The organism is Azospirillum sp. TSO5, assembly GCF_003116065.1.
GTDB lineage: Bacteria > Pseudomonadota > Alphaproteobacteria > Azospirillales > Azospirillaceae > Azospirillum.
This window is the reverse complement of the sequence record NZ_LGQY01000031.1, coordinates 54,387-81,233: the sequence shown is the minus strand read 5'-3', so window position 1 is coordinate 81,233 and position 26,847 is coordinate 54,387. Positions and strand designations below refer to the sequence as shown.

The following is a 26,847-nucleotide window of genomic DNA, read 5'->3' as shown; positions in this document are numbered from 1 at the left end:
CGCACAAAGCTTTGCTTTGTGCTGACGCGACAGGCGGACCATAGGTCCGCTGAGAGCGGGGGAGGGTTAGGGAGGGGGCAAAGAGCCCCGCCCCTTACAGCCCCTCGGTCTGCTTGCGCAGGACGTATTTCTGGATCTTGCCGGTCGAGGTCTTCGGCAGCGGGCCGAACACCACCGTGCGCGGGCACTTGAAGTGGGCCATGTGCGACCGGCAGAAGGCGATGATGTCGGCCTCGGTCGCGGTGGCGCCGTCCTTCAGGGTGACGAAGGCGCAGGGCGTCTCGCCCCACTTCTCGTCATGGCGGGCGACGACCGCGGCCTCCAGCACCTCGGGGTGCTTGTAGAGGACGTCCTCCACCTCGATCGACGAGATGTTCTCGCCGCCGGAGATGATGATGTCCTTCGACCGGTCCTTGATCTCGACGTAGCCATCCTCATGCCAGACGGCGAGGTCGCCGGTGTGGAACCAGCCGCCGGCGAAGGCCTCATCGGTCGCCTTCGGGTTCTTCAGGTAGCCCTTCATGACGTTGTTGCCGCGCATCATGATCTCGCCCATGCTGCGGCCGTTCTTCGGCACCGGCTCCAGCGTGACGGGATCGGCGACGATCACCGCCTCCAGCATCGGGCCGCGCACGCCCTGGCGGGCCTTGATCGCCGCCTTGTCGTCCAGCGACAGGCCGTCCCAGCGGTCGTGCCAGACACAGACCACGGTCGGGCCGTAACATTCGGTCAGGCCGTAGACATGGGTGACTTCCCAGCCCATGCGCTCCATGCCGGCGATGACGGCGGCGGGCGGGGCGGCGCCGGCGACCATCACCTTCACCTTCTGCTCGATGCCCTGCTTCAGCTCGGCCGGGGCATTGTTCAGCATGTTCAGGACGATCGGCGCGCCGCAGAAGTTGGTCACCTTCTCCTCGCGGATCAGCGTCAGCACGGCATCCGGGCGGACCTGACGCAGGCAGACGGCGGTGCCGGCGGTGACCGCGATGGTCCAGGGGAAGCACCAGCCGTTGCAGTGGAACATCGGCAGCGTCCACAGATACACGGGCGCGTCGCCCATGTTCCAGGACAGCGCGTTCGACACCGCGTTCAGGTAGGCGCCGCGGTGGTGATAGACGACGCCCTTCGGGTTGCCGGTGGTGCCGGAGGTGTAGTTCAGCGCAATGGCCTGCCATTCGTCGGCCGGCAGGCTCCAGGCATGCTCGGCACCGACATCGCTGATGAAGGCTTCATAATCGCGATCACCGATCAGCTCACCGCCGGTGTAGGTCGGATCGTCGATGTCCACCACCGGGATCGGCGAGTCCAGCAGGGCCAGCGCCTTCTTGGCGACGCCGGAGAACTCGCGGTCGACGATCAGGATCTTCGCCTCGCCATGCTTCAGGATGAAGGCGATGGCCTCGGCGTCCAGGCGGGTGTTGATGGCGTTCAGCACGGCGCCGGCCAGCGGCACGCCGAAATGCGCCTCGAACAGTTCCGGCGTGTTGGCGGCCAGCATGGCGACGGTGTCGCCGGTGCCGATCCCCACATTCGCCAGCGCCGCGGCCAGACGGCGCACGCGGACGAAGGTCTCCGCCCAGGTCCGGCGGACCGGGCCGTGGACGACGGCCAGCCGGTCGGGCCACACGGCGGCGGCGCGCTCCAGGAAGGTCAGCGGCGTCAGGGCGACGAAATTGGCGGCGTTGCGGTCGAGATCGCGCTCGTACGGATTGACGCGGACATCGACGCTTTGATTCGCCGCGGCGGCAGTTTCACTCATCGGACCGTTCTCCCCAGGGGTTCTTTGTTGCGCGCCGACATTGGGCGCGGCGGTGTTGGAAACAGCCTCTACCAGATCAGCTTTGCGCAACTTTCTCAGGATTATGACCAATTGTTATTGGCGTTGTTTCACGGTGGCGCGAGGGGGTGCCCCCATCACCGCAGCCCAATCATCGCAACCACGTCACGTCTCCCGCGAACAGGTACCCGGCGCCGTAGACGGTCTTGATCAGCCGCGGCGCGCGCGGGTCCTCCTCGATCTTCTTGCGGATGCGCGAGATGCGCACATCGATGCTGCGGTCATAGGGAAAGTCGTCGCGGTCCTGGTCGGGACCCTGCAGATGCTCGCGCGACAGCACGCGCTTGGGCGCCTTCAGCAGCATCAGCAGAAGCGAGGCCTCCGCCGCGGTCAGGCTTTCCTGCCGGCCATCGTCGGCGGTCAGCGTCAGGTTGCCCAGATCGAACACCCAGGGGCCGAAGCGCGCCCGCGCGGTCTCGACCGGGGCGGCGGCGCTGGACAGCTGTTCGCGGCGGCGGATGGCGCTGTTGACGCGGGCGACCAGTTCCCGCGACTCGAACGGCTTCACGATATAGTCGTCGGCCCCCAGCTCCAGCCCCAGCACGCGGTCGGAGGTGCCGCCGCGGCCGGACAGGATGATGACGCCGAACCGCACATCCTCCCACAGCTCGCGCACCAGGGTCAGGCCGTCCATGTCCGGCAGGCCGAGATCCACCAGGCACAGGTCGGGGGCCTGACGCTGGATCGCCGCCCGCGCCTCCCGCCCGCTCGCCCAGCAGGACACGTCATAGCCGTAGCCCTCCAGCACCTCCGTCACCAGCCGCCGGATGTCGGCCTCGTCCTCGACCACATAGATGCGCTTCTTCTGTCCCACGCGCGTTTCCCCTCGGCACTCGTCGCCCTGCATTTTTTCAGGTGCGTTCGCTGGGCCCGATCATATCAGGCCGGCGCGGGTTCGGCGGCGTGGCCAATGGCCGCCACCAGCTCCCGCTTGTCCCATGGCTTGCGCAGTATGACGGCATCGGCGGGAAGGTCGCCATACTCGACGGCGAATCCGCTGACCAGAACCACCCGCATCGCCGGCCGCAGCAGCCGGGCGCGCCGCGCCAGTTCCACCCCGGACAGGCCGGGCATGACGATGTCGGACACCAGCAGCGACAGCCCGTCGATCTGCTCAACCAGTTCCGCCGCCTCGTCGCCGCTGGCCGCCTCCACCACCGAGAAGCCGAGGTCCACCAGCTGCTGGCGCATCACCTGCCGCACGTCGTCGTTGTCCTCCGCCACCAGCGCCAGCTGGCCGGACCAGCCGCCGGGCTGCGGTTCGGCCGAAGCCGGATCGGCGTCCTGCAGGCGTGCCACCGGCTCGGCCCGCGGCAGCAGCAGGGTGACGACGGTCCCCTCCCCCCGCCGACTATCGATGCGCAGGTAACCGCGCGACTGCTTGACGAAGCCGTAGACCATCGACAGCCCCAGCCCCGACCCCAAAGCCTTCGTCGTGAAGAAGGGCTCCACCGCGCGGGCCAGCGCCTCCGGCGTGAAGCCGGTGCCGGTGTCGCTGACGCGGATTTCCAGGTAATCGTCTGGCCGGACCGGCTCGTCGAAGGACTGGTCGCCCTCCAGCTTGCGGATGCCCACCGCGATGTCGAGCCGCCCGCCGTTTGGCATGGCGTCGCGCGCGTTGATGGCGAGGTTGACCAGCGCGTTTTCCAACTGGGTCTGGTCGGCGATGGTCCAGCATTCCCGCCCCTCCTCCGGCACGCCGATGGCGATGGAGCTGGGGAAGGAGCGGCGCAGCAGCACCGCCATGTCGCGCAGCAGGCCGCACAGCTCGATCGGTTCCGGCTTCAGCGGCTGCTGGCGCGAGAAGGCGAGCAGACGGGCGGTGATGTCGGCGCCGCGGCGGCCGGCGCGCTGGGCCGGCTCCAGATAGGCGTCCAGCCCCTCGACCTCGGCGTAACGGTCGCGCGCCGCCGACAGGTTGCCGATGATGATCGACAGCAGGTTGTTGAAATCATGCGCCAGCCCGCCCGACAGCTGCCCGACCGCCTTCAGCCGCTGCGCCTCCACCAGCTGGCGTTCGGTCTGCTTCTCGTCGGTGATGTCCAGCGTCAGCACGAACAGGCCGGTGACGGCGCCCTCCTCCAGTCCGCCCTCGCCGCGATGCGGGATCAGCGTCGTCTTGGTCACCATCTCGCGGCCGTCGCGCGGGAAGGCATATTCGAAGGTCACCACGTTCCCCGCCAGGCAACGGTCGAGATGGGAACCGAGCGCCGCCATGGCACGCCGGCCGACCACGGCGGCAAGGTCGCGGCCGATCACCTCGGCCTTGTCGCGCCCGACCAGTTCGGCCCAGCGCAGGTTGGCGAAGGTCAGCCGGCCGTCGCGGTCCAGCCCGGCGATGCAGGCGGGAATCGCGTCGAGGATCACGCGCTGCCGGGTTTCCGCCTCCGCCAGCGCGGCGGTGCGGTCGCGCACCCGGCTGTCCAGCGTGGCGACGGTGTCGCGCAACTGCCGGACCATGCCGTCGAAGGCGGTTCCCAGCAGCCCGATCTCGTCGCCGCGGCGGATGCCGCTCTGGGCGTCGAGATCGCCGGCGCGCACCTGCGCCGCGGTGTCGGCCAGACGGCGCAGCGGCCGCACCAGCCGCCCGACCGCGATGTAGCCCAGCAGGCTGCCCGCCGCCATCAGCGCCATGCCGATGGCGAGGATGCGGTTGCCCAGCACCACCGACGACCGCCGCAACTCGTCCACATAGACCGACGAGGCGATGTACCAGTCGAACCCCTCGAAATGCCGGACCCAGCTGATCTTCTCATACGCATAGTTGCCGGGATCGTCGGGCTTGTCCCACAGATAGGTCAGCGGCTCCCCCTTCGCCGCGGCAACCTTCAAATCCTCGGCGATCGGGCGCCCGGTGGCCGAATTCAGCCGGTCGCCGAAGGCCGTGCCCTCGATGTTCGAATTCGGGTGGATGATCATCCGGTTCGCCGAATCGAAGATGTAGAGATAGCCGGTGCGGGCGATGCGCAGCTTGCGCAGGGCTTGGCGCAGATCCTCGATGGCCTCGGCCTTGCGCCGTTCCACCTCGGCATCGACGTCGGCCAGATAGGCGCCGGTGCCGACGATGATGCCGCGCTTCGACAGATCCTTGAAGAAGCTGAGCTTCGGCGCCCGCTCGTCGCCGTTGGGGCGCCACCACGGATAGGTCTGGAACCCCTCCCCCTCGCGCTTGGCGGTGGCGACGATGGTCGGCAGGATGTGGCGGCCCAGATTGTCGCGCAAATCGTCGGACTTCCGCCCCTCATAGTCGGGCGACGGGTGGGACAGGATCACCGAGTCGTAGCCGATGGCCCAGACATAGTCGCCATTGCCGTAGCGGAAGGCGTGCAGCCCCTCCATCGCCTCGCGCCGGGCCTCCTCCATCGTGATCTCGCCACGGTCGGCGCGGGCATAGACATGCTCGATATAGCCGACCGCCAGTTCCAGCACATCGCGCAGGCGGGTCTTGTACGACTCCACCGTCGACGTCCGCTGTTCCTCCAGCCCAACGCGGATGCGGCTGACCAGTTCGAACACGTTGTCGAGGATGGTGCGGCTGGCGTCGCGTTCGATCTCGTAGGCCTTCTCCTCGATGAAGGGGACCGAGAAGACATAGGCCGCGGCGGAGAACAGCCCAAGCGAGATCAGGATCGCCGAGAACAGCCGGAGGAACAGGGGCGAGCGGATCATTTTCCGGGCGGGGGCGGCAGGATGCGGGGATTGGGGAGTTGCCGCCATCATCCCAGCTTCGCCGCCGCGCCTCAATGCGAATCGGTGGGATTGTTACCTGAATTGCGCTGAAACAATTCGTCATATTTCCGGGAAATTTGCGAAACAGTGTTTTGTTAGCCGAAAAGCCATAAGCCCAATCCCATTGATTTGGGTCGGGGCACCACAAGGACGTCCAGCGTCTGGAGGAAACATGCACTCCCCCGCCAACAATCCGGTTTACGAGAGGGTCCGCCGGAACCCCAAATTCCAGGAACTGGTCCGCCAGCGCAGCCGGCTGGCCCTGGTCCTGTCGGCCATCGTGCTGGTCGGCTACTACGCCTTCATGATGGTGGTCGCCTTCGCGCCGGACCTGCTGCACAAGCCGATCTCCGACGAGTCGTCGCTCAGCGTCGGCTTTCCCATCGGGGCGGGGATCATCATCCTGTCCTGGCTGCTGACCGGCGTCTACTCCCACTTCGCCAACGGCCGTTTTCAGGACCTGACCGACGAGATCACGCGGGAGACGCTGCAATGACCGCCCGCCGGATCCTTCTCGCGGCGGCTGCCGCCACCCTGTTCGCCACCCTGTCCGCCGTGCCGGCGCTGGCCGCCGGCGATGTCGGGCAGGTGGAAAAGCAGCCGATCAACCTGTCGGCCATCGGCATGTTCATCGCCTTCGTGCTGATGACGTTGGGCATCACCTATTGGGCGGCGAGCCGCACCCGCTCCACCTCGGACTTCTACACCGCGGGCGGCGGCATCACCGGGTTCCAGAACGGTCTGGCCATCGCCGGCGACTATATGTCGGCCGCGACGCTGCTGGGCCTGTCGAGCCTGGTGTTCGCCAAGGGCTATGACGGCTTCGTCTACACCATCAGCTTCTTCGTCGGCTGGCCGATCATCCTGTTCCTGCTGGCGGAGCGGCTGCGCAACCTCGGCCACTTCACCTTCGCCGACATCGCCTCCTACCGGCTGGACCAGGGCAAGATCCGCACCTTCGCCGCCATCGGCTCGCTGACGGTGGTGTGCTTCTACCTGATCGTCCAGATGGTCGGCGCCGGGCAGCTGATCAAGCTGCTGTTCGGGCTGGACTACAACATCGCGGTCGTCGTGGTCGGCGTGCTGATGGTGGTCTACGTCACCTTCGGCGGCATGATCGCCACCACCTGGGTGCAGATCATCAAGGCAGTGCTGCTGCTGGGCGGCGGCATTCTGCTGGCCTTCCTGGCGCTGTCGCGCTTCGGCTTCAGCCTGGAGGCCATCGCCAAGAGCGCCATCGCCGCGCACAAGGACGGCGTGAAGATCATGGGACCGGGCACGCTGCTGGCCGACCCGGTGTCGGCGGTGTCGCTGTCGCTGGGCCTGCTGTTCGGAACGGCCGCCCTGCCGCACATCATGATGCGCTTCTTCACCGTCCCCAACGCGCGCGAGGCCCGCAAGTCGGTCTTCTACGCCTCGGGCTTCATCGGCTTCTTCTTCCTGATCGTCTGCGTTCTCGGCATGGCGGCGATCACCATCGTAGGCACCGACCCGCAATTCTTCGAAGGCGGCAAGGTCGGCGGCAAGCTGATCGGCGGCGGCAACATGCCGGTGATGCATCTGGCCAAGGCGCTGGGCGGCGACCTGTTCCTGGGCTTCCTGTCGGCGGTCGCCTTCGCCACCATCCTGGCGGTGGTGTCGGGTCTGGCGCTGGCCGGCGCCTCGGCCATCGCCCACGACCTCTATGCCCGCGTCATCCGCAAGGGCGAGGCGACGGAGCGCGAGGAGATGCGCGTTTCCAAGATCGCGTCGCTGGTCCTGGGCGTGCTGGCCGTGGTGCTGGGCATCGCCTTCGAGAAGCAGAACGTCGCCTTCCTGGTCGGCCTGACCTTTGGCGTCGCGGCGTCGGTGAACTTCCCGGTGCTGATCCTGTCGATGTACTGGAAGGGGCTGACCACCCGCGGCGCGCTGGCGGGCGGCATCGCCGGCCTGATCTCCGCGGTCACGCTGGTGATCCTGTCGAACGCCGTGTGGGTCGTGGTGCTGAACAACCCGGCGCCGATCTTCCCCTACGAGCAGCCGGCCCTGTTCTCGATGACGCTGGCCTTCCTCGTCACCATCATCGTGTCGAAGCTGGACAGCAGCGCGTCCGCCCGTGCCGAGCGCGAGGCTTTCGAGGACCAGTTCGTCCGCTCCCAGACCGGCATCGGTGCCGCCGCCGCGGCCAAGCACTGATCGCCTGACATTCCGACCGAAAGCGCCCTTCCCCAGACCAGGGGAGGGGCGCTTTTCTTTTGTCACCCCGCCGAGACGCTGTTGTCCTTGCGGCGCGACAACTGCACCTGCCCGTCCAGGCATTTGACGTAGCCGGTCTTGCCCGGCTTCAGCCCGTCGAGGATGGTCACCAGCGCCCGCGGGATCGCCGCGAATTCCTTGGAGCCGCGCGACTGGCCGTTGTAGGCGGCGATGTGCTTGCGCACCTCCTCCTTGGACACCGGCTTCCCGTCATTCCCGATCATCTCGTCCGCCTTTCGATCCGCCTCAAAGCCAACAAACCTGATTGGCGACAGGCTTACGCCGGCAAGCCGTCCGCCGCAACCGGCGGGCCGACGCGGGTCGCCGGAAAGCGGATGGTGGCGGTGGTGCCACGGTCCGGTTCGCTTTCGATCGACAGGCTTCCGCCATGCAGGGCCATCAGGTCGCGGCAGATCGACAGCCCCAGCCCGGTGCCGCCGAACCGTCCGGGGATGCTGCTGTCGGCCTGCTGGAAGGGCTCCAGGATACGGGTCAGCGCCTCGGCCGGAATGCCGATGCCGGTGTCGCGCACGGCGATGGCGATCCCGCCGTCCTCCTCCTGCGCCGCGCTCACCGTCACCCGGCCGCCGCGTGGGGTGAATTTCACCGCGTTCGACAGCAGGTTCAGCAGCACCTGCCGCAACGCGCGTTCGTCGGCCAGCAGGCCGGGCAGGCCGGGGGCGCAGTCGACCGCCAGCAGCACGCCGCCGGCATCGGCCGGCACCGCGGCCAGCGCCCGGCAATTCTCGATAGCCGCCGCCGGTTCCAGCCAGCTTTCATCCAGCGTGTAGCGCCCGGCCTCCAGCTTCGACATGTCCAGCACGTCGTTGATGAGGTCGAGCAGGTGCCGGCCGCTGTTCTGCACATGGCGGGCATAGTCGCGGTAGCGCGGGCTGCCCAGCGGGCCGAACAGCTCGTGCAGCATGATGTCGGAAAAGCCGATGATGGCGTTCAGCGGCGTGCGCAGCTCGTGGCTCATGGTCGCCAGGAAGGCGCTCTTGGCGCGGTTGGCCGCCTCCGCCTGATCGAGCGCCGCGGCGAGCCGCGCGGCGGCCTCCACCCGTTCGGTGATGTCGCGCGCCTCGACCACCAGAACCGTCACGGCGCCCCGGTCGTCGAACACCGGCTTGATCGTCACGTCCATCACGCGGGTCGTGCCGTCGGTGACCACGTCGGTCTCATAGCGGACGAATCGGCCCGCCGCCGCCTTTTCGATGGATTGACGGAATCCCGCCGCCAGCTCGTCGGTGCGGGCCCAGCCGCGGAACTCCCAGGCGCGGCGCCCGACCAGGGCTCTGGCCGGCAACCCGGCCAGCGCGCAGGCCGGCTGGTTCAGCGCCAGAACCCGACCATCCGGCGACAGCAACCCCATGATCTGGAAACTGCTGTCGAACAGCGCCTGCGACCGCCGGTCGCTGGCCCGCAACGCCTGCGTCGTCGTCTCCAGCCGACCGAGCTGCCGCAAGGCCAGCAGGGCCAGCAGCGTCACCACCACCGAGACCGCCGCGGTCTCCAGGACGCGTTTCCAGCGGTCGTTGTACCAGCCGGCCAGCACGTCATCGGTGCGGATGCGGACATAGACGTACAGCGGCAACCCCGCCACCCGGCGGACCGTGCCGATGCGCTCGCGCCCTTCCGCCGGGTCGAAGCCGGACAGCGTCCGCGCGGCCTCCCCGGCGGGCAGCCGCGGCAGAAAGGCGGCGAAGGCGGCGCGGTCCTGGTCCAATCGCAGGCCGGTCCGCGAATAGGCCAGGACCGCGCCGTTCTCGCGATAAAGCAGGATGATGCTGAGCGGCCCGATGGTCTGGCTGGCGTAGAGCCGGGTGAAGCGGTCGAGGTCGAGCACGGCCACCGCCACGCCGCTGCCGTCCGTCAACGGCCGGGTCATGGCCGCCCGCCAGCCGCCGTCAACCGTCTGGTATGGCCCGACGAAGGCCGCCGAACCGTCGCGCACCGCGTCGCCCAGCAGGGTTCCGGCGACCGAGGCCGGATCGTCCAGCCCGGCGGCCTGCCGCACCCGCCCGTCCCGCTCCACGATCAGCATGCTCCGCAGCGCCGGTCCGGGGCCGGACTCCACGCCCGGCGGCTCTGCCGTGTCGCTCAGCAGATGAGCGGTGATGCGTCCGCTTTCCGCCATCGAATGCAGGGAATAGCCGGCAACGACGATGACGCGGCGGGCATCCTCCTCCAGAAGGATCGACAGGTTGGCGGTCTGGCGCAGCCCGTCCTGGATCGCCCGGTCGCGCGCGCGGTCAAGGTCGGCGTAGGCGACCAGCCAGAAGCCGGCGATCACCGCCACAAGCAGGCCGATGCGCAACGCGGCGACCGGCGGCAGGGACGATAAGCGCCACCGTCTCCCGTGCGCGCCACCGTCCGGTTCGGAGAGATCCGTCAAAGAGAATGGTCCGCCGCATCTGAATTCTGAAACGACGTCAAGCCGGACAGGCCGGACGCGGCAAACTGTAGCATGCCGATGCGGGACATTTCACGTTCGCACACCCCTGATCCGTGCAGAAGTTGCAACGCGGTGCCGGAAGCCCCGCTTGGGAAAAGTTTGGCTCGACAAAGCCGCCCGCCCGCGCTTCTCTGCCCGACGACGATGTGAGGGAGGGTCCGGACCGGCATGCTGCAGGATTTCATCGGTGGCCTGACACAGGGGCCGTTCTTGGGGCTGATGCTGTTCCAGATCGCCATCGTCTGGCCCTTGTCGCGCATCCTGCGGCGGGCCGGCTTCTCGCCGCTGTGGGCCCTGTTCTCGCTGGTTCCGCTCGGGCATGTCGTTCCGATCGGCGTGATGGCGCACAGCCGCTGGCCGGTCCTGCCGGCGCGTCAGGCGCGCAAGGTCAAGGCACGGAGGACGGCATGACGGAGACCGTGATCCATCTGGGCTTCTGGGAACTGCTGATCGGCTCGATCGTCACGATGTACATGCTGATCGCTGGCGGCTGGGTCCTGGCCAAAGCCGGGCGCAGCCCGCTGTGGATCCTGCTGCTGCTGTTCCCTTACATCAACGTCCTGGCGGTCTGGGTCTTCGCCTTCATGCGCTGGCCCTTCGTCGACCGCGCGCCCAACGCCACCGAACCGGCGCCGGCCGACAGGAACTGAGCGCGAAACGGGATCGGTAAAAACGGGTTCAGCAATCGTCCTGGATCAGGCGGACGATCACGTCGACACGGGCGACGCGGGTGCCGGCCGGAGCGTCCGGCAGGTTCTGCACCATCACCCGGTCGGCGGGGATGTCCTCCAGCCGGCCGGTGGATTCGACGAAGAAATGGTGGTGATCGCTGGTGTTGGTGTCGAAGTACGACTTCCCCGCCTCCACCACCACCTCGCGCAGCAGGCCGGCGGCGGTGAACTGGTTCAGCGTGTTGTAGACCGTCGCCAGCGACACCGGCAGGTCGGCGGACAGCGCCTCGCCATGCAGCTGTTCCGCGGTGACGTGCCGGTCGCAACCTTCGAACAGCAGCCGGGCAAGGCCGAGGCGCTGGCGGGTCGGGCGCAGACCGGCACCGTTCAGCCGGTCGAGGACTCGCTTGAAGGGACGTTCGGCGGTCATCATGGGCGTGGCCCCCGTACTGTCGACATCGGGATCGAACACATGGTCCGGGACGGAACCGCGGCACATAGCCGCAATCCGTTCAACTGTAAAACCATTCGGAAAGGCCGCGCAAGTTATTGTCGCACCGACGTCAACCGGACGGCACACGCGCGGCGGGCGAATGCAAAGGCCGCCGGCAGTCTCCCGCCGGCGGCCTTGCCCGTCCAATGATGCGCCCGGTCAGTAACCGGTGGCGATCCGTTCAACCAGCTGCTTCACCGTGGGGATGAAGCCGTCGTTGTAGTAGGGATCGCTGGCGAAGCGGTAGGCGTTGTGCCCGGCGAACATCAGCTGGTTTTCGCAGTCGTCGGTGTGGCTGACCGCCTGGAGCGTCTTCTGGATGCAGAAGGAGCGCGGATCGGCACGCTTGCCCGTCGTCCCCTCCTCGTTCTGCGCCCAGTTGGAGAAGCCGCAGGCCGACAGGCAGCCCATGCAGTCGACCTGATCGTGCAGGATCTTCTCGGACTGCTGGGGCGTGACGAAGACCAGCGTGCTGTCCGGCGTCTTCAGCGCGGTGGTGAAGCCCTGGGACAGCCAGCCCTCGGCGCGCTGCTTGTCGCTTTCGGTCACATAGACCGGGCGGCCGCGCGGACCGACCGGGAATTCGGCCGAATGCTCGCCCACCGGCTTGGACAGATAGGCGACCTGACGTTCGGACCGCCCCATCAAATCCAGCAGGAACGGGTTCTTCACCGCCGACGAATAGAAGCCGGTGGGGGAGAAGCGGTTCAGGAAGACGTCGCCCGGCTGCAGCGCGACCAGCTTGCGCTTCCACGCCATGGAGATCGGGCTCTCCTGAGTCAGCAGCGGACGCGTGCCGAACTGGAAGGCGACCGGACCCAGATCGGGGTTGTCGATCCAGTCCTCCCACTCCGACAGCCACCAGACGCCGCCCGCCATCACGATGGGGGTGTCGTTCAGGCCGAAGCTGTTCATCATCTGGCGCAGGGCCAGGACGCGGGGGAACGGATCCTCCGGCTTCTGCGGGTCTTCGGAGTTGGACAGGCCGTTGTGGCCGCCGGCCAGCCACGGATCCTCGTACACCACGCCGCCGAGATGGTCGCGGAACTTGTGGTAGGCGCGCAGCCACAGCGCGCGGAAGGCGCGGGCCGACGAGACGATCGGATAGTAATGGACGCCGTAGCGAACGGCGATCTCGGCCACCTTGTAGGGCATGCCGGCGCCGCAGGTGACGCCATGGATCAGCCCCTGGGAGCCTTCCAGCACGCCGTGCAGGATGTGCTCGGCGCCGCCCATCTCCCACAGGACGTTCATGTGGATGCGGCCATTGCCGTTCGACGTCTCGTGCGCGATGCGCGCCTGGGCGATACCGCCCTCGATGCCGAAGGCGATCAGCTCGTTATGGCGCTCGCGCCGGGTCTTGCCATTGTAGATCTGCGGCAGAAGGTTGCCGTTCTCATCATAGCTGTCGGCGTTGACACCCGAGAAGGTGCCAATCCCGCCGGCCGCCGCCCAGGCGCCGGAGCTTTCGCCGTTGGACACGGCAATACCCTTGCCACCCTCGACGAGCGGCAGAACCTCCCGGCCGGACATCGGCAACGGCTTCAACGCCTTCAACGAACCCTCCAAAGACCGAACGTGGCATCCCGTGGGACGCCGGACCAAAGCGGCGGACTACCAGACGACGAAAGGCTCCACCGGAATCCGCGTGGGTTCCGGCGGGATCGCCAGTGCGGTTCTATATATGAGGAATTGGCGCGCCCTACGAGCGGATTCATCCCCCCGCGCAAAAAACGTTCACGATTTGCCGCAGTCGCGAACGGAAGCGTCAGCGTGTCGACCGGTCCCCCGGCGGATCATCAGGCACCCGATCAGGCGAGCGGCCCCAGCTCCCGCGCCAGCCGGCCGGGCGCGTCGGTGAAGACCGCCGACACGCCCCAACCGAACAGCGTCCGGGCACGCTCGGCGTCGTTGACGGTGTAGGACAGCACCGGCCGGCCGGTGGCGCGGTATTCCGCCACGCTGTCGGCGGTCTGGCGGCTCTGGTCGACGTTCAGGGTTGCCGCCCCGATGCGGTCGGCGATGGCGGCCCAATCGGCCGGTGGATCCCACAGCAGATAGCCGCGCGGGATCTCCGGCCACAGCCGCTGCGCCACCTCCAGGCAGGGCACCTCGAAGCTGGAGAGCAGGAGCGGCCGGTCGGACGGCCACAACGGCCGCAGGGTGTTCAGCGCCACCTCCGCCGTGATCTCCTCCTGCCCCGGATAGGGCTTGATCTCCAGGTTCAGCCCGAGTCCCAACGCGCGGATCAGGTCCACCGCCTCCTCCAGCGTCGGCACCCGTTCGCCGACGAATGCGGCATCGAACCAGCGTCCGGCGTCGAGCTGCTGAAGCTCGGCCAGATCCAGCAGCGGCACGGCGCCGGTGCCGGTGGTGGTGCGGTCCAAGGTATCGTCATGGATCAGCACTGGCCGCTGGTCGCGGGTCAGCATGACATCCACCTCCACCCAGCGGGCGCCCTGGCGGGCGGCTTCGCGGATCGAGGCGAGGGTGTTTTCCGGAGCGCTTTCCTTGGCGCCGCGGTGGCCGATCAGGCGGGGAAGAGTCGACAGCATGGGTCTCGCAGGAGTAAGAGCGGTCGCTTTCCTACATGACCCATTCCGTCGAAGCGGGAAAGAGCGATGAAGGCCCTGCACAGCGTTTCCGATCTGGTGGCCGCCGGGCTGATGACTCCGGAAGCCGGCGAGGCCGTACGTACGGTCGCCGACCGCTATGCCGTGGCACTGACCCCGTACCTGCGCGAGACGCTGGCCGGACGTACGGACCCGCAGGATCCGCTCTATGCCCAGTACGTCCCCTCCCCCGCCGAGGCGTACAGCACGCCGGAAGAGCTGGAAGACCCGATCGGCGACGGCGCGCGTAGCCCGGTGAAGGGCATCGTCCACCGCTATCCCGACCGGGTTCTGCTGAAGCCGCTGCATGCCTGCGCCGTCTATTGCCGCTTCTGCTTCCGCCGCGAGATGGTCGGTCCGGGCGGCGAGGCGCTGACCGCCGACGAGCTGGATGCGGCACTCGCCTACATCCGCGATCACCAGGAGGTTTGGGAGGTCGTCATCACCGGCGGCGATCCGCTGCTGCTGTCGCCGCGCCGGCTGCGCGGGATCGTCCAGGCGCTGTCGGCCATGCCGCATGTCGGCATCGTCCGCCTGCACAGCCGCATCCCCGCCGCCGATCCCGACCGCGTCACCCCGGAACTGCTGGAGGCGCTGACCGCCCCCGACCTCGCCACCTGGGTCGCCGTCCACATCAACCACGCCGACGAACTGACCCCGCCGGTGCGGGCATCCCTCGCCCGGCTGGTGGAGGCCGGTATCCCGCTGGTCGGCCAGACCGTGCTGCTGAAGGGCATCAACGACAGCCATGCGGCGCTGGAGGCGCTGTTCCGCGGGCTCGTCCGCAACCGGGTGAAGCCCTATTACCTGCACCACCCCGACCTCGCCGCCGGCACCAGCCATTTCCGCCCGACCCTGGCGGAGGGGCAGGCGCTGGTGACCGGCCTGCGCGGAAAGCTGTCCGGGCTGTGCCAGCCGACTTACGTCCTCGACATCCCCGGCGGCCACGGCAAGGCACCCGCCGCTGCGGCCTGGATCGAGGGGCAGGGCGAGGGCAGTTATCGCGTGACCGACTTCACCGGCCGGGTCCACGACTACCGGGGCTGAGCCCTTCCGCTCAGATCGCCTCAGCCTCGAGGACCGCCACCCAATGGGCGACCCGCGCCTTCAGCGCGGCGGTGCGGGCGAAGGCAAGGTCCTCATCCTCCAGGCGCTCGACGATTTCGAAGGCCAGCGACTCAGGCCCATGGGCGTTCCATGCCGCCTGCAGGCTGCGGTGCGGACAACCGCCCATCTTCAGCTGGAACCACAGGCGGTTCTGGATCTTGTCGAGATCGGGCGCGCCGCCCACCCACACCGCACCGGCAGACGCACAGCGGACGGCGAACACGCCGGCCACGCTCTTGCGCTCCTTGTAGGCCGCAACCGCCGCCTTGCGCTCCTCTTTGCCAACCACGTCCAGCCTCCCCGCATGCATCATCGTTCCCGACTGGTTATACCCGGGTGATATTCGATGCAAGGTTTTTATCCGGGTATTATCCCCAGAGGGCAGCGGTGCCGAACAGCGGATCGGGGTTGATGAGCGCGTTGTGGATGCCGACCACCGAGGCGAAGCCGGTCCACAGGATCAGCGGCGTCCAGATCAGCGCGATGCTGCGGTCGTCCCGCGCCACCAGCGCGATGCAGAGGGAGGTGATGACGAAGAAGGACACCGTCCAGGCCGCGGCGAGGATCGAGCTGCCCAGCGTGAAATAGACGAGGCTGAAGGTGGCGTAGATCGCCCAGGTCACCGCCTGCAGGCCGATCAACAGGCCACGGCTGCGGATTCGCCGCGCCGGGTCGAGCAGGCGGATGTCGCCCCAGATTTGGAAAATGTTCAGCGTGAACCACATCACCGGGAACACCCAGCCCGGCGGCTGCAAGGGCGACGGCTGATGCCCGGCGAAGGGCTGGCCACCGCGTTCGACGAAGCCCCAGGCGTTGACGATGACCCAGAACAGCAGGGGTTGCCACCAGCGCACCCGGAAGGGGGCGGGCGGTGGCGCGGTGTCTATGGCGTGGCTCATGCCCCGCCAGATAGCGCGCCGCCGCCAATGGTCAAGTCAGCGCCCGTTAACGCCGGGCGCCCAGCGAAGCCAGCTGGAACAGCACGCGGGCGCACAGCGTCTCGTCCGGCATGTTGGTGCGCTTGCAGTCGGCCTCGGCGTCGACCAGCCGTTCCAGCGCCTGCCGGACATGGTTGGGCGACCAGTGGCGCGCCTGTTTGACCAGCCGGGTCTTCAGCTTGAAGAAGACCGGCGGGCGCAGCGACTCGACGGCCGCCTCCGGCGACTTGCCGGCGGCGACCTGGGCGGTGAGCAGTTGCAGGCGCTGGAAATGGCGCTGGGCGCCGCGCAGGATCGGCACCGGCGAGGTGCCCTCGGCGAACAGCCGCGCCAACGAACGGTCGAGCGTGGCGAAATCGCCCTCCGCCGCCGCCCACACCGGCTCGTCCATCGACAGGGCGGCGCTGTCGCCGACGCAGGCCTGGGCATCCTCCAGCCGCACGCGCTTTTCACTGCCCATGTAAAGCGCCAGCTTCTCCGCCTCGCCACGGGCCACCATGCGGTCGCCGACGAGGTTGGCGGCCAGGAAGCTCAGCACGTCGGGATCGGCGGTCAGCCCATGGCCATGCAGGATGTCGGCGATGACGCGGCCGAGCGACGCCTCCTCCTCGACATAGCAAGGGATCGCGGCGGCGGCATCATCCCCCTCGAACAGAAGCCGCAGCTTGGAGCGGGCCGAGAGGTCGCCCGACTCGACCACCACCAGGCTGTCGCCGGGCGGCAAATTCTCGAAGAAGGCGGTGAAGGCGGCGGTGGCGTTGTCCTCCGCGTCGCGGACACGGATCAGGCGCCGGCCGCCGGTGAAGGAGATCGCCGCGGCTTCGTCCGCCAGCCGCGCCGGATCGTCGGCGATCGCGCGCCCCAGGAACTCGGCGACACGGAAGGGATCGGACAGGTCCTGCACCACCGTCTTGCCCAGCGTCTGGGCGCGGTCGCGCACGAGGCCCGAGTCGGGACCATAAAGCAGCACCGCCCGAACCTTGCGGTCCGGGCTGCGCAGAAAACCGTCGATCGCCTTGGGCTGAAGCTTCACCCGTGCATCCCCGGCCGGTCAGGACCCGCGGCCGAGATACATGGCGACGCGGGTGGTGATGTCGTTGGAAATGTCCTCGAGCGCCCGGTCGTAGGCGTTCTGCACCGTCACGATGGCCGCGTAATGCTGCTCCAGCGTGTTGTAGCTGACCATCGAGCGCGAACTGGACTGGAACACCACCTGACCGGTCTGGGTGTCGGTCAGACGGTAGGGGGCGTTGACCATCAGCTGGGCGCGCACGGCGGTGGCGTCCTTCTGCAGGGCCAGCTTCTGCTCCGACGCCGACAGCGCCACATCCAGCCGGTAGCGTGGATTGCTCGGCCGCTCCGACGGATAGAAGTTGTCGATCAGCAGATTGCGCAGCTTCTGCCCTTCCCGGTTGGGGATCGACGCGACGTCGACCTCCATCAGCCGGTCGGCCGCGGCGGCACCAACCCCCTGGCCACCGTAGAGCGGCTGGAAGCCGCAGCCCGACAGCGACAGGGCGGACAGACCGAGCGCGAGGGCGAGAAGCCCCCGCGTCACGGTCTGGCGGAACAGTCTGGTATCAGACGACGACATTGATCACCCGGTTCGGGACGACGATGACCTTGCGCGCCGGCTTGCCGTCCATGGCGCGCTGGACGTTGGCATCGGCAAGCGCCGCCTGCTCCGCCGCGTCCTTGTCCATGTCGCGCGGCAGCTCCAGCGTGGCGCGCAGCTTGCCGTTGACCTGGACCGCGACCTTGACGCTGTCCTCCACCACCAGGGCGGGGTCGGCCTCTGGCCAGGGCTGGTCGGCCAGCAGGGTGCTGTGCCCCAGCTGCGCCCACAGCTCCTCGCCCAGGTGCGGCATCATCGGACCGACGAGACGGACCAGCGACTCGAAGCCTTCGCGCAGGACCCAGGCCTCGCCCTCGCCGGTACCGTCCAGCTCGCCAAGCGCGTTGGACAGCTCGCGGACGCGGGCGACCGCCTTGTTGAAGCGGAACTTGTCGAGATCCTCAGACACGCCGGCGATGGTCTTGTGGACCAGACGGCGGGCGGCTTCGGCCTTCGAACCAAACGACTCCGGCTTCGGCGTGCCGGCGGCCGGCAGTTCCACCGGCGCCTCGGTCACCATCCGCCACAGGCGGTTGATGTAGCGCCAGGCACCATCGATGCCGGCCTCGGTCCATTCCAGATCGCGTTCCGGCGGGCTGTCCGACAGCATGAACAGGCGGGCGGCGTCGGCGCCATAGGTGCCGATGATGTGCGCCGGGTCCACCACGTTCTTCTTGGACTTCGACATCTTCTCGACGCGGCCGACATTGACCGGCGCGCCGCTGTCGGCCCGGACCCACTCGCCCTTGTCGTTCTTGGTCAGGTCGGTCGGGGCCAGCCAGGCGCCGGTGCCGGCGTCCTTGTAGGTCTCGTGGTTGACCATGCCCTGGGTGAACAGGCCGGTGAACGGCTCCTCCAGGTCCAGATAGCCGCAGGTCTTCAGCGCGCGCGTCCAGAAGCGGCTGTAGAGCAGGTGCAGGACCGCATGCTCGATGCCGCCGATATACTGGTCGACGCCCAGCCAGTAATCGACCGAGTCGCGGGTGAAGGCCGCATCCTCGGTCTTCGGCGAGCAGAACCGGGCGAAGTACCAGGACGACTCGATGAAGGTGTCGAAGGTGTCGGTCTCGCGCAACGCCGGCTTGCCGCAGGTCGGGCAGCTGGTGTGCTTCCAGGTCGGATGGTGGGCCAGCGGGTTGCCGGGCTTGTCGAAGGTCACGTCCTCCGGCAGCACGACCGGCAGCTGGTCGTCCGGAACCGGGACGATGCCACACGACTCGCAATGGATGACCGGGATCGGGCAGCCCCAATAGCGCTGGCGCGACACGCCCCAGTCGCGCAGGCGATACTGGGTGGTGCGCTCGCCCTGGCCCGCCGCCTCCAGCCGCTTGCCGGCCTCGTCCTTGGCCGACTCGGTGTCGAGTCCGTCGAGGAAGGCGGAGTTCCGCAGCACGCCGGGGCCGGTATAGGCCTCGGTCCGGACCTCGAAGGCCGCCGGATCGGCGTCGGCGGGGATCACCACCGGACGGACCGGCAGACCGTACTTGCGGGCGAAATCCAGGTCGCGCTGGTCATGCGCCGGGCAGGCGAAGATCGCGCCCGTGCCGTATTCCATCAGCACGAAGTTGGCGACATAGACCGGCAGCTCCCACGACGGATCGAAGGGATGCACGACCTTCAGGCCGGTGTCGAAGCCGCGCTTCTCCGCCGTCTCGATTGCCTCCTCGCTGGTGCCCAGCCGGTTGCACTCGGCGATGAACTCGGCCAGTTCCGGGCTGGAGGCGGCCAGTTCGGCGGCCAGCGGGTGATTCGGGGAGATCGCGGCGAAGGAGGCGCCGAACAGCGTGTCCGGGCGGGTGGTGAAGACCTCCAGCTCGTCCTCGCGCCCCTTGATCTTGAAGCGGAAACGGACGCCGGTGGACTTTCCGATCCAGTTCTCCTGCATGATGCGGACACGCTCGGGCCAGCGGTCCAGCGTCTCCAGGCCCTTCAGCAGGTCTTCGGCATAGGCGGTGATCTTCAGGAACCACTGCGACAGCTTGCGCTTCTCAACCAGCGCACCGGTGCGCCAGCCGCGGCCGTCGATCACCTGCTCGTTGGCCAGCACGGTGTTGTCCACCGGGTCCCAGTTCACCCAGGATTCCTTGCGGTAGGCCAGGCCCGCCTTCAGGAAATCCAGGAACATCTTCTGCTCGTGGCGGTAATACTCCACGTCGCAGGTGGCGATCTCGCGGTCCCAGTCGATGGACAGGCCCATCGTCTTCAGCTGCCCGCGCATGGTCGCGATGTTCTCGCGCGTCCAGGCGGCCGGGTGGACCTTCTTCTCAAGCGCGGCGTTCTCGGCCGGCAGGCCGAAGGCGTCCCAGCCCATCGGGTGCAGGACGTTGAAGCCCTTGGCGCGCTTGAAGCGCGCGATCACGTCGCCGATGGTGTAGTTGCGGACGTGGCCCATGTGGATGCGCCCCGACGGATAGGGGAACATCTCCAACACATAGTATTTGGGCCGGGAGGCGTCCTCGCGCGCGGTGAAACAGCCCTTGCCGTCCCACACGCCCTGCCACTTCGCCTCGGTTTCCTTGACATTGTAACGCGACATGAGCGCGACGCCGTTTTTCCGTTGTACCAGATGCTCGAAGGCCCGGGGGACCGCCCCGGGCTAGTCGCCGCGTCAGCGGGCGACGGCGTTCTGCGAGACGCGAAGCTGGCGGGCGCGGGTCAGCACCGCATCCTCCAGCTGGCCGGCGGTCTCCGGCCCGACCGCGACCTCGCGCCAGTCGTTGCCGGTCCGCTGCTGGCGGAACACCGACACCCGGACGCCGTCCGCGCGCAGCTGGCGGTCCATGATGTAGAGGTTGACCTTGAAGCGCTCGTTCGGCGAATCGGGCGGGGTGTACCAGTCGGTCAGGATCACGCCGCCGAACGGATCGGCCGAGGCGATCGGCATGAAGGACAGCGTGTCGAGCGAGGCGCGCCACAGGAAGCTGTTGACGCCGATGCCGCCGGCGCTGTCCTGGTCGCCGCCGCGCTTGTTCTTGCCGAACAGGTTCAGGCCACCGTCGGTGCCGAGCAGGCTGCCGAACTTGTAGTCCTTGTTCTTCATCTGCTCTTCGACGGTTTCGGTCTTGCCGCCCCAGCTTGCGCAGCCGGCGATCGAAACGGAAGCCGCGAGCAGTACAGGGACAAGGCGAAGGGCGGTCGAACGGCGCATGGTCGGGAACCCGGTTCAGAAATGGGGATGCCGCGCGCGAGTCACGCGCGGAATGCCGGTGAACAGACCATAAGTGGACGGCCCCACGCAACAGCGGAAGCGTCTTTGCCCCGCCTCGCGACAACAGGACGACAACAGGCGGGGCCTGCCGGCTTCGACTGTGGCGGGGCGGACAGGGGGGTCTTCTTAGTGTGCTCCGTGCGACACACTGTCCCCCCAATGCAGCAATCGGGGAGATTTGCCGCTTGCTGGCAAGGGCTGGGGTGCGTACGAAAGTCTCAGCCAGGACGTCAACCAGGCTGAAACATCTGCTGCCAGGATGGAGGCAACAATCATGAACCGTTATCTGCTGGCCGGCGCCGCTGCCGCCGCTCTCGCTTTCGGCGCTGGCGCCGCCAACGCCCAGGCCAAGTTCGAAGTCAAGGTCGGCGGCGACGCCTACTTCGAAGCCGGCTACGTCGATCAGGATCTGGACTCCGGCCTGCGTTCGACCGAATTCCGCAACCGCATGCGCATCAACATCATCCCGTCCGCCAAGGCCGATAACGGCCTGGAGTACGGTGCCCGCATGCGCTTCCGCGCCAACAACGGCGCCAACAACAACCGCACCACCGACGCTGACCGCGCCTACATCTTCGCGCAGGGCACCTTCGGCCAGGTCCGCATGGGCGTGACCAACTCGTTCAACGACGAGACCTACGTCTCGGCGCCGACCGACTACCTGCCGCTGGCCCTGGTCGATCAGGTCCAGAACTACTTCGGCCCGAACACCAACATCGGTGGCAACGGCCCGGCCGCGACCGTTACCGGCAACAGCATCATTTGGCCGTCGCTGAACCCGGACGGCAACTCCACCAAGATCGTCTACTTCTCGCCGCGTTTCGCCGGTCTGCAGCTGGGCGCCAGCTACACCCCGCGTAACGACAGCTCGGGCACGGACGTCAACCGCACCAAGCCGGTCGGCACCTTCGCCGGCGGCGGCAACGGCACCTACACCGACATGGTCGAAGTCGGCGCGAACTACAACAACACCTTCGGCGGCGTGACCGTCAAGGGCAGCGCCGGCTACTTCTGGGGCCAGGCCGTCGACAACGTCGCCGGTTCGAACTACAAGGACCTGAACGCCTGGCAGGTCGGCGCCAACGTCGGCTACGCCGGCTTCAGCGTCGGCGGCAGCTACACCGACTTCGGCAAGTCGGGCCTGAACGACCGTACCGGCCTGTTCACCGAGTCGACCCGTAACTGGGTTGTCGGCGCTCAGTACACCACCGGCCCGATCGTCGTCGGCGCCAACTACAAGAACGGCAAGGACGCCGGCTCGGTTGCCGTCTCCGGCGATCGTGAGCTGCAGGTCTACGAAATCGGCGTCGGCTACACCGTCGCTCCGGGCCTGACCCTGCAGGCTCAGTACGACTACTTCAAGCTCAACAGCGATATCGCTGCTTCGGACGACAAGGGCAACGTTGTGCTCGTCCGCACCGTCCTGGCGTTCTAATCGGTCTTCCGATCAGACGTCCGGAAACGGAAAGAGAGGGCGGTGGCTTCGGCCACCGCTCTTTTTTTGTGCCCAATTTTGTGCCCGTGGCGCGGGCAGGACGCCCAAATCCTGGGCCGTATATGCGTCAAAAAAGCGGCACAGCCAATTTTTCCTTTCTTTTCAGAGAGTTACCGGTGTGGTTTTCTCGCAACTGTGTTGCGGATGCGTGAAAGCACGTCAGTTTTCCCCCTTGTGGCGCCGAGCAACTCGCGATTAAGTCATCCACATAAGGGCCCCAGCCGGAAGGTCACGGCCGACAAGACAACCGCCGCTCCCGGTCAAACGGGGCGTACGCACAAGGATGGCAATCCATGAAGCGCTCTCTCGTTATCGGCTGCGCAGCCGTCGCCCTCGCCGCCGGCTGCGGCACCGCCTCGGCCCAGTCCAAGTTCGACGTCCTGCTGGGCGGCGACGCCTTCTTCCAGGGCGCCTATGTCGACCAGGACAATGACAATGGCCTGCGCAAGACCGAGTTCGCCAACCGCTTCCGCCTGACCGTCACCCCGACGGCCAAGGCCGACAACGGCCTGGAATACGGCGCCCGCCTGCGTCTGCGCGCCAACAACGGCACCGGCAACGTCCGCACCACCGACTACGACCGCGCCTACATCTTCGTGAACGGCACCTTCGGTTCGGTGCAGGCCGGCGTGACCAACGGCCCGTCGGACGACTCGGGCGTCATCGGCCCGAACGTCGACGGCATCTCGGGCAGCCCGGACGGCTTCTATGGCCTCTACTACGGCGTGACCTCGCTGCCGTACGTGACCGGCGCGCTGCGCACGCTCGAGTCGGGCGACGCCAGCACCAAGATCGTCTACTCGACCCCGAGCTTTGGCGGCTTCAAGCTGTCGGCCGCCTACACGCCGACCTTCGGCAGCAGCGGCACGGACGTGAACCGCCGCAAGAACGTCACCTACAACGACATGGGTGAAATCCAGGCCTACTATAAGGGCGCCTTCAGCGGCGTCGGCCTGGAAGCCAGCGTCGCCTATCAGTTCGCCCAGGCCCCGAACGGCTTCGAAGACCTGTCGTCGGTCCACACCGGCGCCACCATCTCCTACGGCGCCTTCGCCCTCGGCGGCAGCTATGCCTTCAGCGGCGACAGCGGCTATCGCAAGGGCCACACCGGTGTCGACGACAACCAGGTCTGGCTGGTCGGTGCCCAGTACACCCTGGGTCCGGTGATCCTGGCCGCCACCTACACCGACGCCAAGGGCGCCAATGTCGGCACCGGTGCCGCCACCGCCGCCGATTATGCCCGCGCCCACATCTATCAGGCCGGCGTGACCTACACCGTCGCCCCCGGCCTGACCACGGGCCTGGAGTACAGCTTCGTCGACAACAAGTCGGGCGGCATCAACAACGATGCCAACATCGTTCTGTGGGATACCCGCTTCGCTTTCTAAGAAGCAGGCTCCTGGCAGCAGACGCGAAGGCGGCGGAGAAATCCGCCGCCTCTTTTTTTGTCCCCCTGGATGCCGTGACCCGTTTTGTCCGCCGGCGCACAGGACCATCACGACGCGCCCCGCGAAGGGGTTACCCCTTTCTGGCGACAAACCGGCATCTCCTTGCAAGCAATCGCCAGAAAATCGCCAAATACTTATTATATGAATTCACATGATCCGGGAGTGCGTGTTTTTCCCGTCACTGTCCTCGGGATGCGGAGACTTCCACCATCTCGGTCACTTGTCCGCCGCTGGATGGCGGGATTAAATATTGGAGCACAAGACACCGCTCGCGCCTCCCTCCGATGGGGCGCATGCATCCAGGATGATCTGCCATGAAGCGCTCTCTCGTCATCGGCTGCGCAGCCGCCGCCCTCGCCGCCGGCTGCGGCACCGCCTCGGCCCAGGCCAAGTTCGATATCCTGTTGGGTGGCGACGCCTATTTCCAGGGCGCCTATGTCGACCAGGACAATGACAACGGCCTGCGCCAGACCGAGTTCGCCAACCGCTTCCGCCTCAACATCACCCCGACGGCCAAGGCCGACAACGGCCTGGAATATGGCGCCCGCCTGCGCCTGCGTGCCAACAACGGCACCGCCAACAACCGCAGCACCGACAGCGACCGCGCCTTCATCTTCGTGAACGGCGGCTTCGGCACGGTGCAGGCCGGTGTGATCAACGGCCTGTCGGACGAATACGGCATCATCGGCCCGAACATCGAAGGCATCGAAGGCTCGCCCGACGCCCAGTACCTGAACTACTACGTGAACGCCAACGGCGCCCCCTATGTCCTGGGCAGCCTGCGCACGCTGGAGTCGGGCGATGCCAGCACCAAGATCGTCTACCTGACGCCGAGCTTCGCCGGGTTCCAGGTCGGCGCCGCCTACACCCCGGTGTACGGCAGCAGCAACACCGACGTGAACCGCCGCAAGAACACCACCGCCTATCACGACATGGCCGAGGTCCAGGCCACCTACAAGGGCGCGTTCGGCGGTTTCGGCGTGGAGGCAAGCGCCGCCTACCAGTTCGCCAAGGCGGCCAGCGGGCTCGAGGACCTGTCCTCCGTCCATGTCGGTGCCAATGTGTCCTACGCCAACTTCAAGGTCGGCGGCAGCTACGCCTTCAGCGGCGACAGCGGTTACGCCACCGGCACCCGCGGCGTGGACGATCAGCAGGTGTGGATCGTCGGCGCCAACTACACGATGGGTCCGGTCATCCTGGCCGCCACCTACACCGACGCCAAGGGCATCGACAGCAACTTCGCCGGGCTGAATTCCCGTGCCCATGTCTGGCAGGGCGGCGTCACCTACACCGTGGCGCCGGGCCTGACCACGGGTCTGGAATACAGCTATCTCGACAACAAGGTCGGCGGTGTGAACAACGACGCCAACATCGTCCTGTGGGACACCCGCTTCGCTTTCTGAGCGCACGCGATCCCGGACGGCACGAACGCGAAAGGCGGCGGAGACATCCGCCGCCTTTTCCGTCATTCCGGACCGCCCTATTTCTTCGGAGCGGATTTCGGCTGGTCGGCCTTGGCATCCTTGGCCGCGGTGTCGCACATCATGAACAGCACCGACGACTCCAACGGCGTCCAGACCAGCAGGTAGCGCTCCTTGTTGTGGTCGGCGAGGAAGGCGATGGTTTCCGGATCGGTCACGGACTTGGGATGGATTTCCCCCAGCAGAAAGCCGAGACGGCCGTAATTCGCCATCGTCCCCTGGAAGATGAAGTCCAGCCGTTCCTGATCATCCTTCGCGATTTCCCAGCCGAACTGCTCCTGCCGCACGCAGCGACGGCCGTATTCGTCCAGAATCTTGTCCATGAAGCTGCGATAGGTGCCGTCGTCCGTCAGCGGAAAGGCGGGCTCGCTGAAGCGCACCTTGGTCATCGGCGAGCCGAGCATCAGCTTGGCCTTGTCGTTCTTGGCGCCGGGCTTCGCCTTGGTCTCAGCCTTGGGCGTTGCGGTTTTGGGAGCCGGCTTCGCATGGTCTTCGGCGTGGGCGGGAGTGGCGACGGACCAGATGGCGACCGCGGCAGCAAGGAGGCCGGCAGGGGCCACCGACGTCAGGACGGAGAGCAGGGAACGATACGGACTCCGCATGCGGAGGTCTCCTCGATGTGCAAAAACGATGACGATCCCCCGCACCGGCGATCCGGACGCAAAGGGCATGGTCGCTTGGGGCGCTTGCGTTTCCGCGGACCGTCCGCTAACACGCCGCGGAAGCGCTGTACACCCGCAGCGACCGGATTGGGGGCGGCCATGACGACGACGCAGGGCACTGGCAGAGATACGCAAACCGGCGCCGAAGCAGGCGGTTCCGCCCACGCGGACAGCGTGGCGGGACGGCTCGACTCGGTGCGCCGCGCCATTGCGGAAACGGCATCGGCCTGCGGGCGCGGCGACGGCGCGGTGACGCTGGTCGCCGTGTCGAAGACCCATCCGGCCGAAGCGGTGGAGGAGGCGCTTGCCGCCGGCCAGCGCGTGTTCGGCGAGAACCGGGTGCAGGAGGCCAAGGCCAAGTTCCCGGCGCTGAAGGAGCGCTTCCCCGAGTTGGAACTGCACCTGATCGGTCCTCTGCAGACCAACAAGGTCAAGGACGCCGTCGCCCTGTTCGACGTGATCCAGACGCTGGACCGCCCGAAGCTGGCGGAGGCCCTGGCGGAGGAGATGGCGAAATCCGGCCGCCGCCCGCGCTGCCTGATCGAGGTCAACACAGGCGAGGAACCGCAGAAGGCCGGCCTCGCCCCGGCGGAGGTGGAGGCCTTCCTGGCCGACTGCCGCGACCGGCTGGGGCTGCCCGTCACCGGGCTGATGTGCATCCCGCCGGTGGACGAGGAGCCGGCGATGCATTTCGCCCTGCTGGCGGAGATGGCCCGCCGGCTGGGTCTGTCGGAAATCAGCATGGGCATGAGCGGCGATTACGAGACAGCGGTCCGCTTCGGTGCCACCCATGTGCGGGTCGGCACGGCGATTTTCGGCGCCCGCCCTTATCCGGCCCAATAATCGGCCCGGCCCCGTAAA

At 67.3% G+C, this 26,847-nt stretch carries 24 protein-coding genes; 9 read left to right on the top strand and 15 right to left on the bottom strand.

Going from position 1 to position 26,847, the window contains the following annotated elements; translation table 11 throughout:
• Positions 1-94 precede the first annotated feature (94 nt).
• The 3 genes from TSO5_RS09470 to TSO5_RS09460 all read right to left on the bottom strand — a co-directional run bounded on the left by TSO5_RS09470 (position 95) and on the right by TSO5_RS09460 (position 5,506).
• Positions 95-1,759 (bottom strand): acyl-CoA synthetase, encoded by a 1,665-nt coding sequence (locus TSO5_RS09470; protein ID WP_109151345.1) that lies wholly within the window; start codon positions 1,757-1,759, stop codon positions 95-97.
• 169 nt (positions 1,760-1,928) lie between these two features.
• Positions 1,929-2,651 (bottom strand): response regulator transcription factor, encoded by a 723-nt coding sequence (locus TSO5_RS09465; protein ID WP_109151344.1) that lies wholly within the window; start codon positions 2,649-2,651, stop codon positions 1,929-1,931.
• A 65-nt stretch (positions 2,652-2,716) separates the two neighbouring features.
• The gene (locus tag TSO5_RS09460; protein ID WP_109151343.1) at positions 2,717-5,506 is read right to left on the bottom strand and encodes a cache domain-containing protein; all 2,790 of its coding nucleotides are present in this window, start codon (positions 5,504-5,506) and stop codon (positions 2,717-2,719) included.
• 232 nt (positions 5,507-5,738) lie between these two features.
• Between TSO5_RS09460 and TSO5_RS09455 the strand changes: the two genes are divergently transcribed.
• Entirely contained in the window at positions 5,739-6,062 is a 324-nt protein-coding gene (locus tag TSO5_RS09455) for a DUF485 domain-containing protein (RefSeq protein WP_109151342.1), read from the top strand.
• Positions 6,059-7,741 carry a cation acetate symporter gene (locus TSO5_RS09450; protein WP_109151341.1) on the top strand — a complete coding sequence of 561 codons (1,683 nt, stop codon included), beginning with the start codon at positions 6,059-6,061 and terminating at the stop codon, positions 7,739-7,741. The genes TSO5_RS09455 and TSO5_RS09450 overlap by 4 nt, the downstream gene beginning before the upstream one ends.
• 62 nt (positions 7,742-7,803) lie before the next feature.
• Here the strand turns inward: TSO5_RS09450 and TSO5_RS09445 are convergent, their stop codons facing one another.
• On the bottom strand, positions 7,804-8,025 hold the full coding sequence (locus TSO5_RS09445) for a hypothetical protein (RefSeq protein WP_109075987.1): 222 nt from the start codon (positions 8,023-8,025) through the stop codon (positions 7,804-7,806).
• 53 nt (positions 8,026-8,078) lie between these two features.
• Entirely contained in the window at positions 8,079-10,196 is a 2,118-nt protein-coding gene (locus tag TSO5_RS09440) for an ATP-binding protein (protein ID WP_247870670.1), read from the bottom strand.
• Positions 10,197-10,424: 228 nt separating this feature from the next.
• Between TSO5_RS09440 and TSO5_RS09435 the strand changes: the two genes are divergently transcribed.
• Both TSO5_RS09435 and TSO5_RS09430 read left to right on the top strand, forming a co-directional pair.
• Positions 10,425-10,667 (top strand): hypothetical protein, encoded by a 243-nt coding sequence (locus TSO5_RS09435; protein ID WP_109151339.1) that lies wholly within the window; start codon positions 10,425-10,427, stop codon positions 10,665-10,667.
• Positions 10,664-10,906, top strand: a complete 243-nt coding sequence (locus tag TSO5_RS09430) for a hypothetical protein (RefSeq protein ID WP_109151338.1) — start codon at positions 10,664-10,666, stop codon at positions 10,904-10,906. The genes TSO5_RS09435 and TSO5_RS09430 overlap by 4 nt, the downstream gene beginning before the upstream one ends.
• 28 nt (positions 10,907-10,934) lie before the next feature.
• On the opposite strand, the gene irrA is transcribed toward TSO5_RS09430, so the two are convergent.
• From irrA to TSO5_RS09415, 3 genes are all read right to left on the bottom strand, one after another.
• Entirely contained in the window at positions 10,935-11,360 is a 426-nt protein-coding gene (gene irrA, locus TSO5_RS09425; RefSeq protein WP_109151352.1) for an iron response transcriptional regulator IrrA, read from the bottom strand.
• Between the two features lie 219 nt (positions 11,361-11,579).
• A complete protein-coding gene (locus TSO5_RS09420) occupies positions 11,580-12,977 on the bottom strand; it encodes a nitronate monooxygenase (RefSeq protein WP_199230839.1) in 1,398 nt (465 codons plus the stop codon).
• Positions 12,978-13,231: 254 nt separating this feature from the next.
• The gene (locus TSO5_RS09415) at positions 13,232-13,975 is read right to left on the bottom strand and encodes a glycerophosphoryl diester phosphodiesterase (protein WP_109151336.1); all 744 of its coding nucleotides are present in this window, start codon (positions 13,973-13,975) and stop codon (positions 13,232-13,234) included.
• Between the two features lie 66 nt (positions 13,976-14,041).
• Here TSO5_RS09415 and TSO5_RS09410 point away from each other — a divergent pair, with 66 nt between their 5' ends.
• Positions 14,042-15,079, top strand: coding sequence for a lysine-2,3-aminomutase-like protein (locus tag TSO5_RS09410; RefSeq protein ID WP_109151335.1), 1,038 nt, complete (start codon positions 14,042-14,044; stop codon positions 15,077-15,079).
• Positions 15,080-15,089: 10 nt separating this feature from the next.
• On the opposite strand, the gene TSO5_RS09405 is transcribed toward TSO5_RS09410, so the two are convergent.
• From TSO5_RS09405 to TSO5_RS09380, 6 genes are all read right to left on the bottom strand, one after another.
• The gene (locus tag TSO5_RS09405) at positions 15,090-15,428 is read right to left on the bottom strand and encodes a GIY-YIG nuclease family protein (protein ID WP_247870669.1); all 339 of its coding nucleotides are present in this window, start codon (positions 15,426-15,428) and stop codon (positions 15,090-15,092) included.
• A 79-nt stretch (positions 15,429-15,507) separates the two neighbouring features.
• Positions 15,508-16,038, bottom strand: coding sequence for a TspO/MBR family protein (locus TSO5_RS09400; protein WP_109151333.1), 531 nt, complete (start codon positions 16,036-16,038; stop codon positions 15,508-15,510).
• Positions 16,039-16,084: 46 nt separating this feature from the next.
• Positions 16,085-17,110 carry a DNA polymerase III subunit delta gene (gene holA / locus TSO5_RS09395; protein WP_109151332.1) on the bottom strand — a complete coding sequence of 342 codons (1,026 nt, stop codon included), beginning with the start codon at positions 17,108-17,110 and terminating at the stop codon, positions 16,085-16,087.
• Positions 17,111-17,128: 18 nt separating this feature from the next.
• A complete protein-coding gene (gene lptE, locus TSO5_RS09390) occupies positions 17,129-17,671 on the bottom strand; it encodes an LPS assembly lipoprotein LptE (protein ID WP_109151331.1) in 543 nt (180 codons plus the stop codon).
• A complete protein-coding gene (gene leuS / locus TSO5_RS09385; protein ID WP_109151330.1) occupies positions 17,658-20,228 on the bottom strand; it encodes a leucine--tRNA ligase in 2,571 nt (856 codons plus the stop codon). Before leuS ends, lptE begins: the two co-directional genes overlap by 14 nt.
• A gap of 72 nt (positions 20,229-20,300) precedes the next feature.
• On the bottom strand, positions 20,301-20,840 hold the full coding sequence (locus tag TSO5_RS09380) for a DUF3576 domain-containing protein (RefSeq protein WP_109151329.1): 540 nt from the start codon (positions 20,838-20,840) through the stop codon (positions 20,301-20,303).
• A 334-nt stretch (positions 20,841-21,174) separates the two neighbouring features.
• Between TSO5_RS09380 and TSO5_RS09375 the strand changes: the two genes are divergently transcribed.
• The 3 genes from TSO5_RS09375 (at position 21,175) to TSO5_RS09365 (ending at position 25,246) form a co-directional block, all read left to right on the top strand.
• A complete protein-coding gene (locus tag TSO5_RS09375; protein ID WP_109151328.1) occupies positions 21,175-22,335 on the top strand; it encodes a porin in 1,161 nt (386 codons plus the stop codon).
• A gap of 353 nt (positions 22,336-22,688) precedes the next feature.
• Positions 22,689-23,783 (top strand): porin, encoded by a 1,095-nt coding sequence (locus tag TSO5_RS09370; protein WP_109151327.1) that lies wholly within the window; start codon positions 22,689-22,691, stop codon positions 23,781-23,783.
• A 374-nt stretch (positions 23,784-24,157) separates the two neighbouring features.
• Positions 24,158-25,246 (top strand): porin, encoded by a 1,089-nt coding sequence (locus tag TSO5_RS09365; protein ID WP_109151326.1) that lies wholly within the window; start codon positions 24,158-24,160, stop codon positions 25,244-25,246.
• A 77-nt stretch (positions 25,247-25,323) separates the two neighbouring features.
• Here TSO5_RS09365 and TSO5_RS09360 read toward each other — a convergent pair whose 3' ends face one another.
• Positions 25,324-25,926: a hypothetical protein gene (locus tag TSO5_RS09360; RefSeq protein WP_109151325.1), complete on the bottom strand. Its 603-nt coding sequence runs from the start codon at positions 25,924-25,926 to the stop codon at positions 25,324-25,326.
• Between the two features lie 159 nt (positions 25,927-26,085).
• On the opposite strand from TSO5_RS09360, the gene TSO5_RS09355 reads away from it, so the two are divergent.
• Positions 26,086-26,829, top strand: a complete 744-nt coding sequence (locus tag TSO5_RS09355) for a YggS family pyridoxal phosphate-dependent enzyme (RefSeq protein ID WP_247870668.1) — start codon at positions 26,086-26,088, stop codon at positions 26,827-26,829.
• Positions 26,830-26,847: the final 18 nt, after the last annotated feature.

Excerpts from the sequence above, each read along its gene's own strand:
- lptE (WP_109151331.1), bottom strand. The coding sequence starts at position 17,671 with ATGTCGTCGTCTGATACCAGACTGTTCCGCCAGACCGTGACGCGGGGG.
- TSO5_RS09430 (WP_109151338.1), top strand. The coding sequence starts at position 10,664 with ATGACGGAGACCGTGATCCATCTGGGCTTCTGGGAACTGCTGATCGGC.
- TSO5_RS09445 (WP_109075987.1), bottom strand. The coding sequence starts at position 8,025 with ATGATCGGGAATGACGGGAAGCCGGTGTCCAAGGAGGAGGTGCGCAAG.
- TSO5_RS09355 (WP_247870668.1), top strand. The coding sequence starts at position 26,086 with ATGACGACGACGCAGGGCACTGGCAGAGATACGCAAACCGGCGCCGAA.
- TSO5_RS09455 (WP_109151342.1), top strand. The coding sequence starts at position 5,739 with ATGCACTCCCCCGCCAACAATCCGGTTTACGAGAGGGTCCGCCGGAAC.
- TSO5_RS09460 (WP_109151343.1), bottom strand. The coding sequence starts at position 5,506 with ATGATCCGCTCGCCCCTGTTCCTCCGGCTGTTCTCGGCGATCCTGATC.
- TSO5_RS09365 (WP_109151326.1), top strand. The coding sequence starts at position 24,158 with ATGAAGCGCTCTCTCGTCATCGGCTGCGCAGCCGCCGCCCTCGCCGCC.
- TSO5_RS09410 (WP_109151335.1), top strand. The coding sequence starts at position 14,042 with ATGAAGGCCCTGCACAGCGTTTCCGATCTGGTGGCCGCCGGGCTGATG.
- TSO5_RS09400 (WP_109151333.1), bottom strand. The coding sequence starts at position 16,038 with ATGAGCCACGCCATAGACACCGCGCCACCGCCCGCCCCCTTCCGGGTG.
- TSO5_RS09380 (WP_109151329.1), bottom strand. The coding sequence starts at position 20,840 with ATGCGCCGTTCGACCGCCCTTCGCCTTGTCCCTGTACTGCTCGCGGCT.
- TSO5_RS09470 (WP_109151345.1), bottom strand. The coding sequence starts at position 1,759 with ATGAGTGAAACTGCCGCCGCGGCGAATCAAAGCGTCGATGTCCGCGTC.
- leuS (WP_109151330.1), bottom strand. The coding sequence starts at position 20,228 with ATGTCGCGTTACAATGTCAAGGAAACCGAGGCGAAGTGGCAGGGCGTG.
- TSO5_RS09435 (WP_109151339.1), top strand. The coding sequence starts at position 10,425 with ATGCTGCAGGATTTCATCGGTGGCCTGACACAGGGGCCGTTCTTGGGG.
- TSO5_RS09360 (WP_109151325.1), bottom strand. The coding sequence starts at position 25,926 with ATGCGGAGTCCGTATCGTTCCCTGCTCTCCGTCCTGACGTCGGTGGCC.
- TSO5_RS09370 (WP_109151327.1), top strand. The coding sequence starts at position 22,689 with ATGAAGCGCTCTCTCGTTATCGGCTGCGCAGCCGTCGCCCTCGCCGCC.
- TSO5_RS09375 (WP_109151328.1), top strand. The coding sequence starts at position 21,175 with ATGAACCGTTATCTGCTGGCCGGCGCCGCTGCCGCCGCTCTCGCTTTC.
- irrA (WP_109151352.1), bottom strand. The coding sequence starts at position 11,360 with ATGATGACCGCCGAACGTCCCTTCAAGCGAGTCCTCGACCGGCTGAAC.
- TSO5_RS09450 (WP_109151341.1), top strand. The coding sequence starts at position 6,059 with ATGACCGCCCGCCGGATCCTTCTCGCGGCGGCTGCCGCCACCCTGTTC.
- TSO5_RS09415 (WP_109151336.1), bottom strand. The coding sequence starts at position 13,975 with ATGCTGTCGACTCTTCCCCGCCTGATCGGCCACCGCGGCGCCAAGGAA.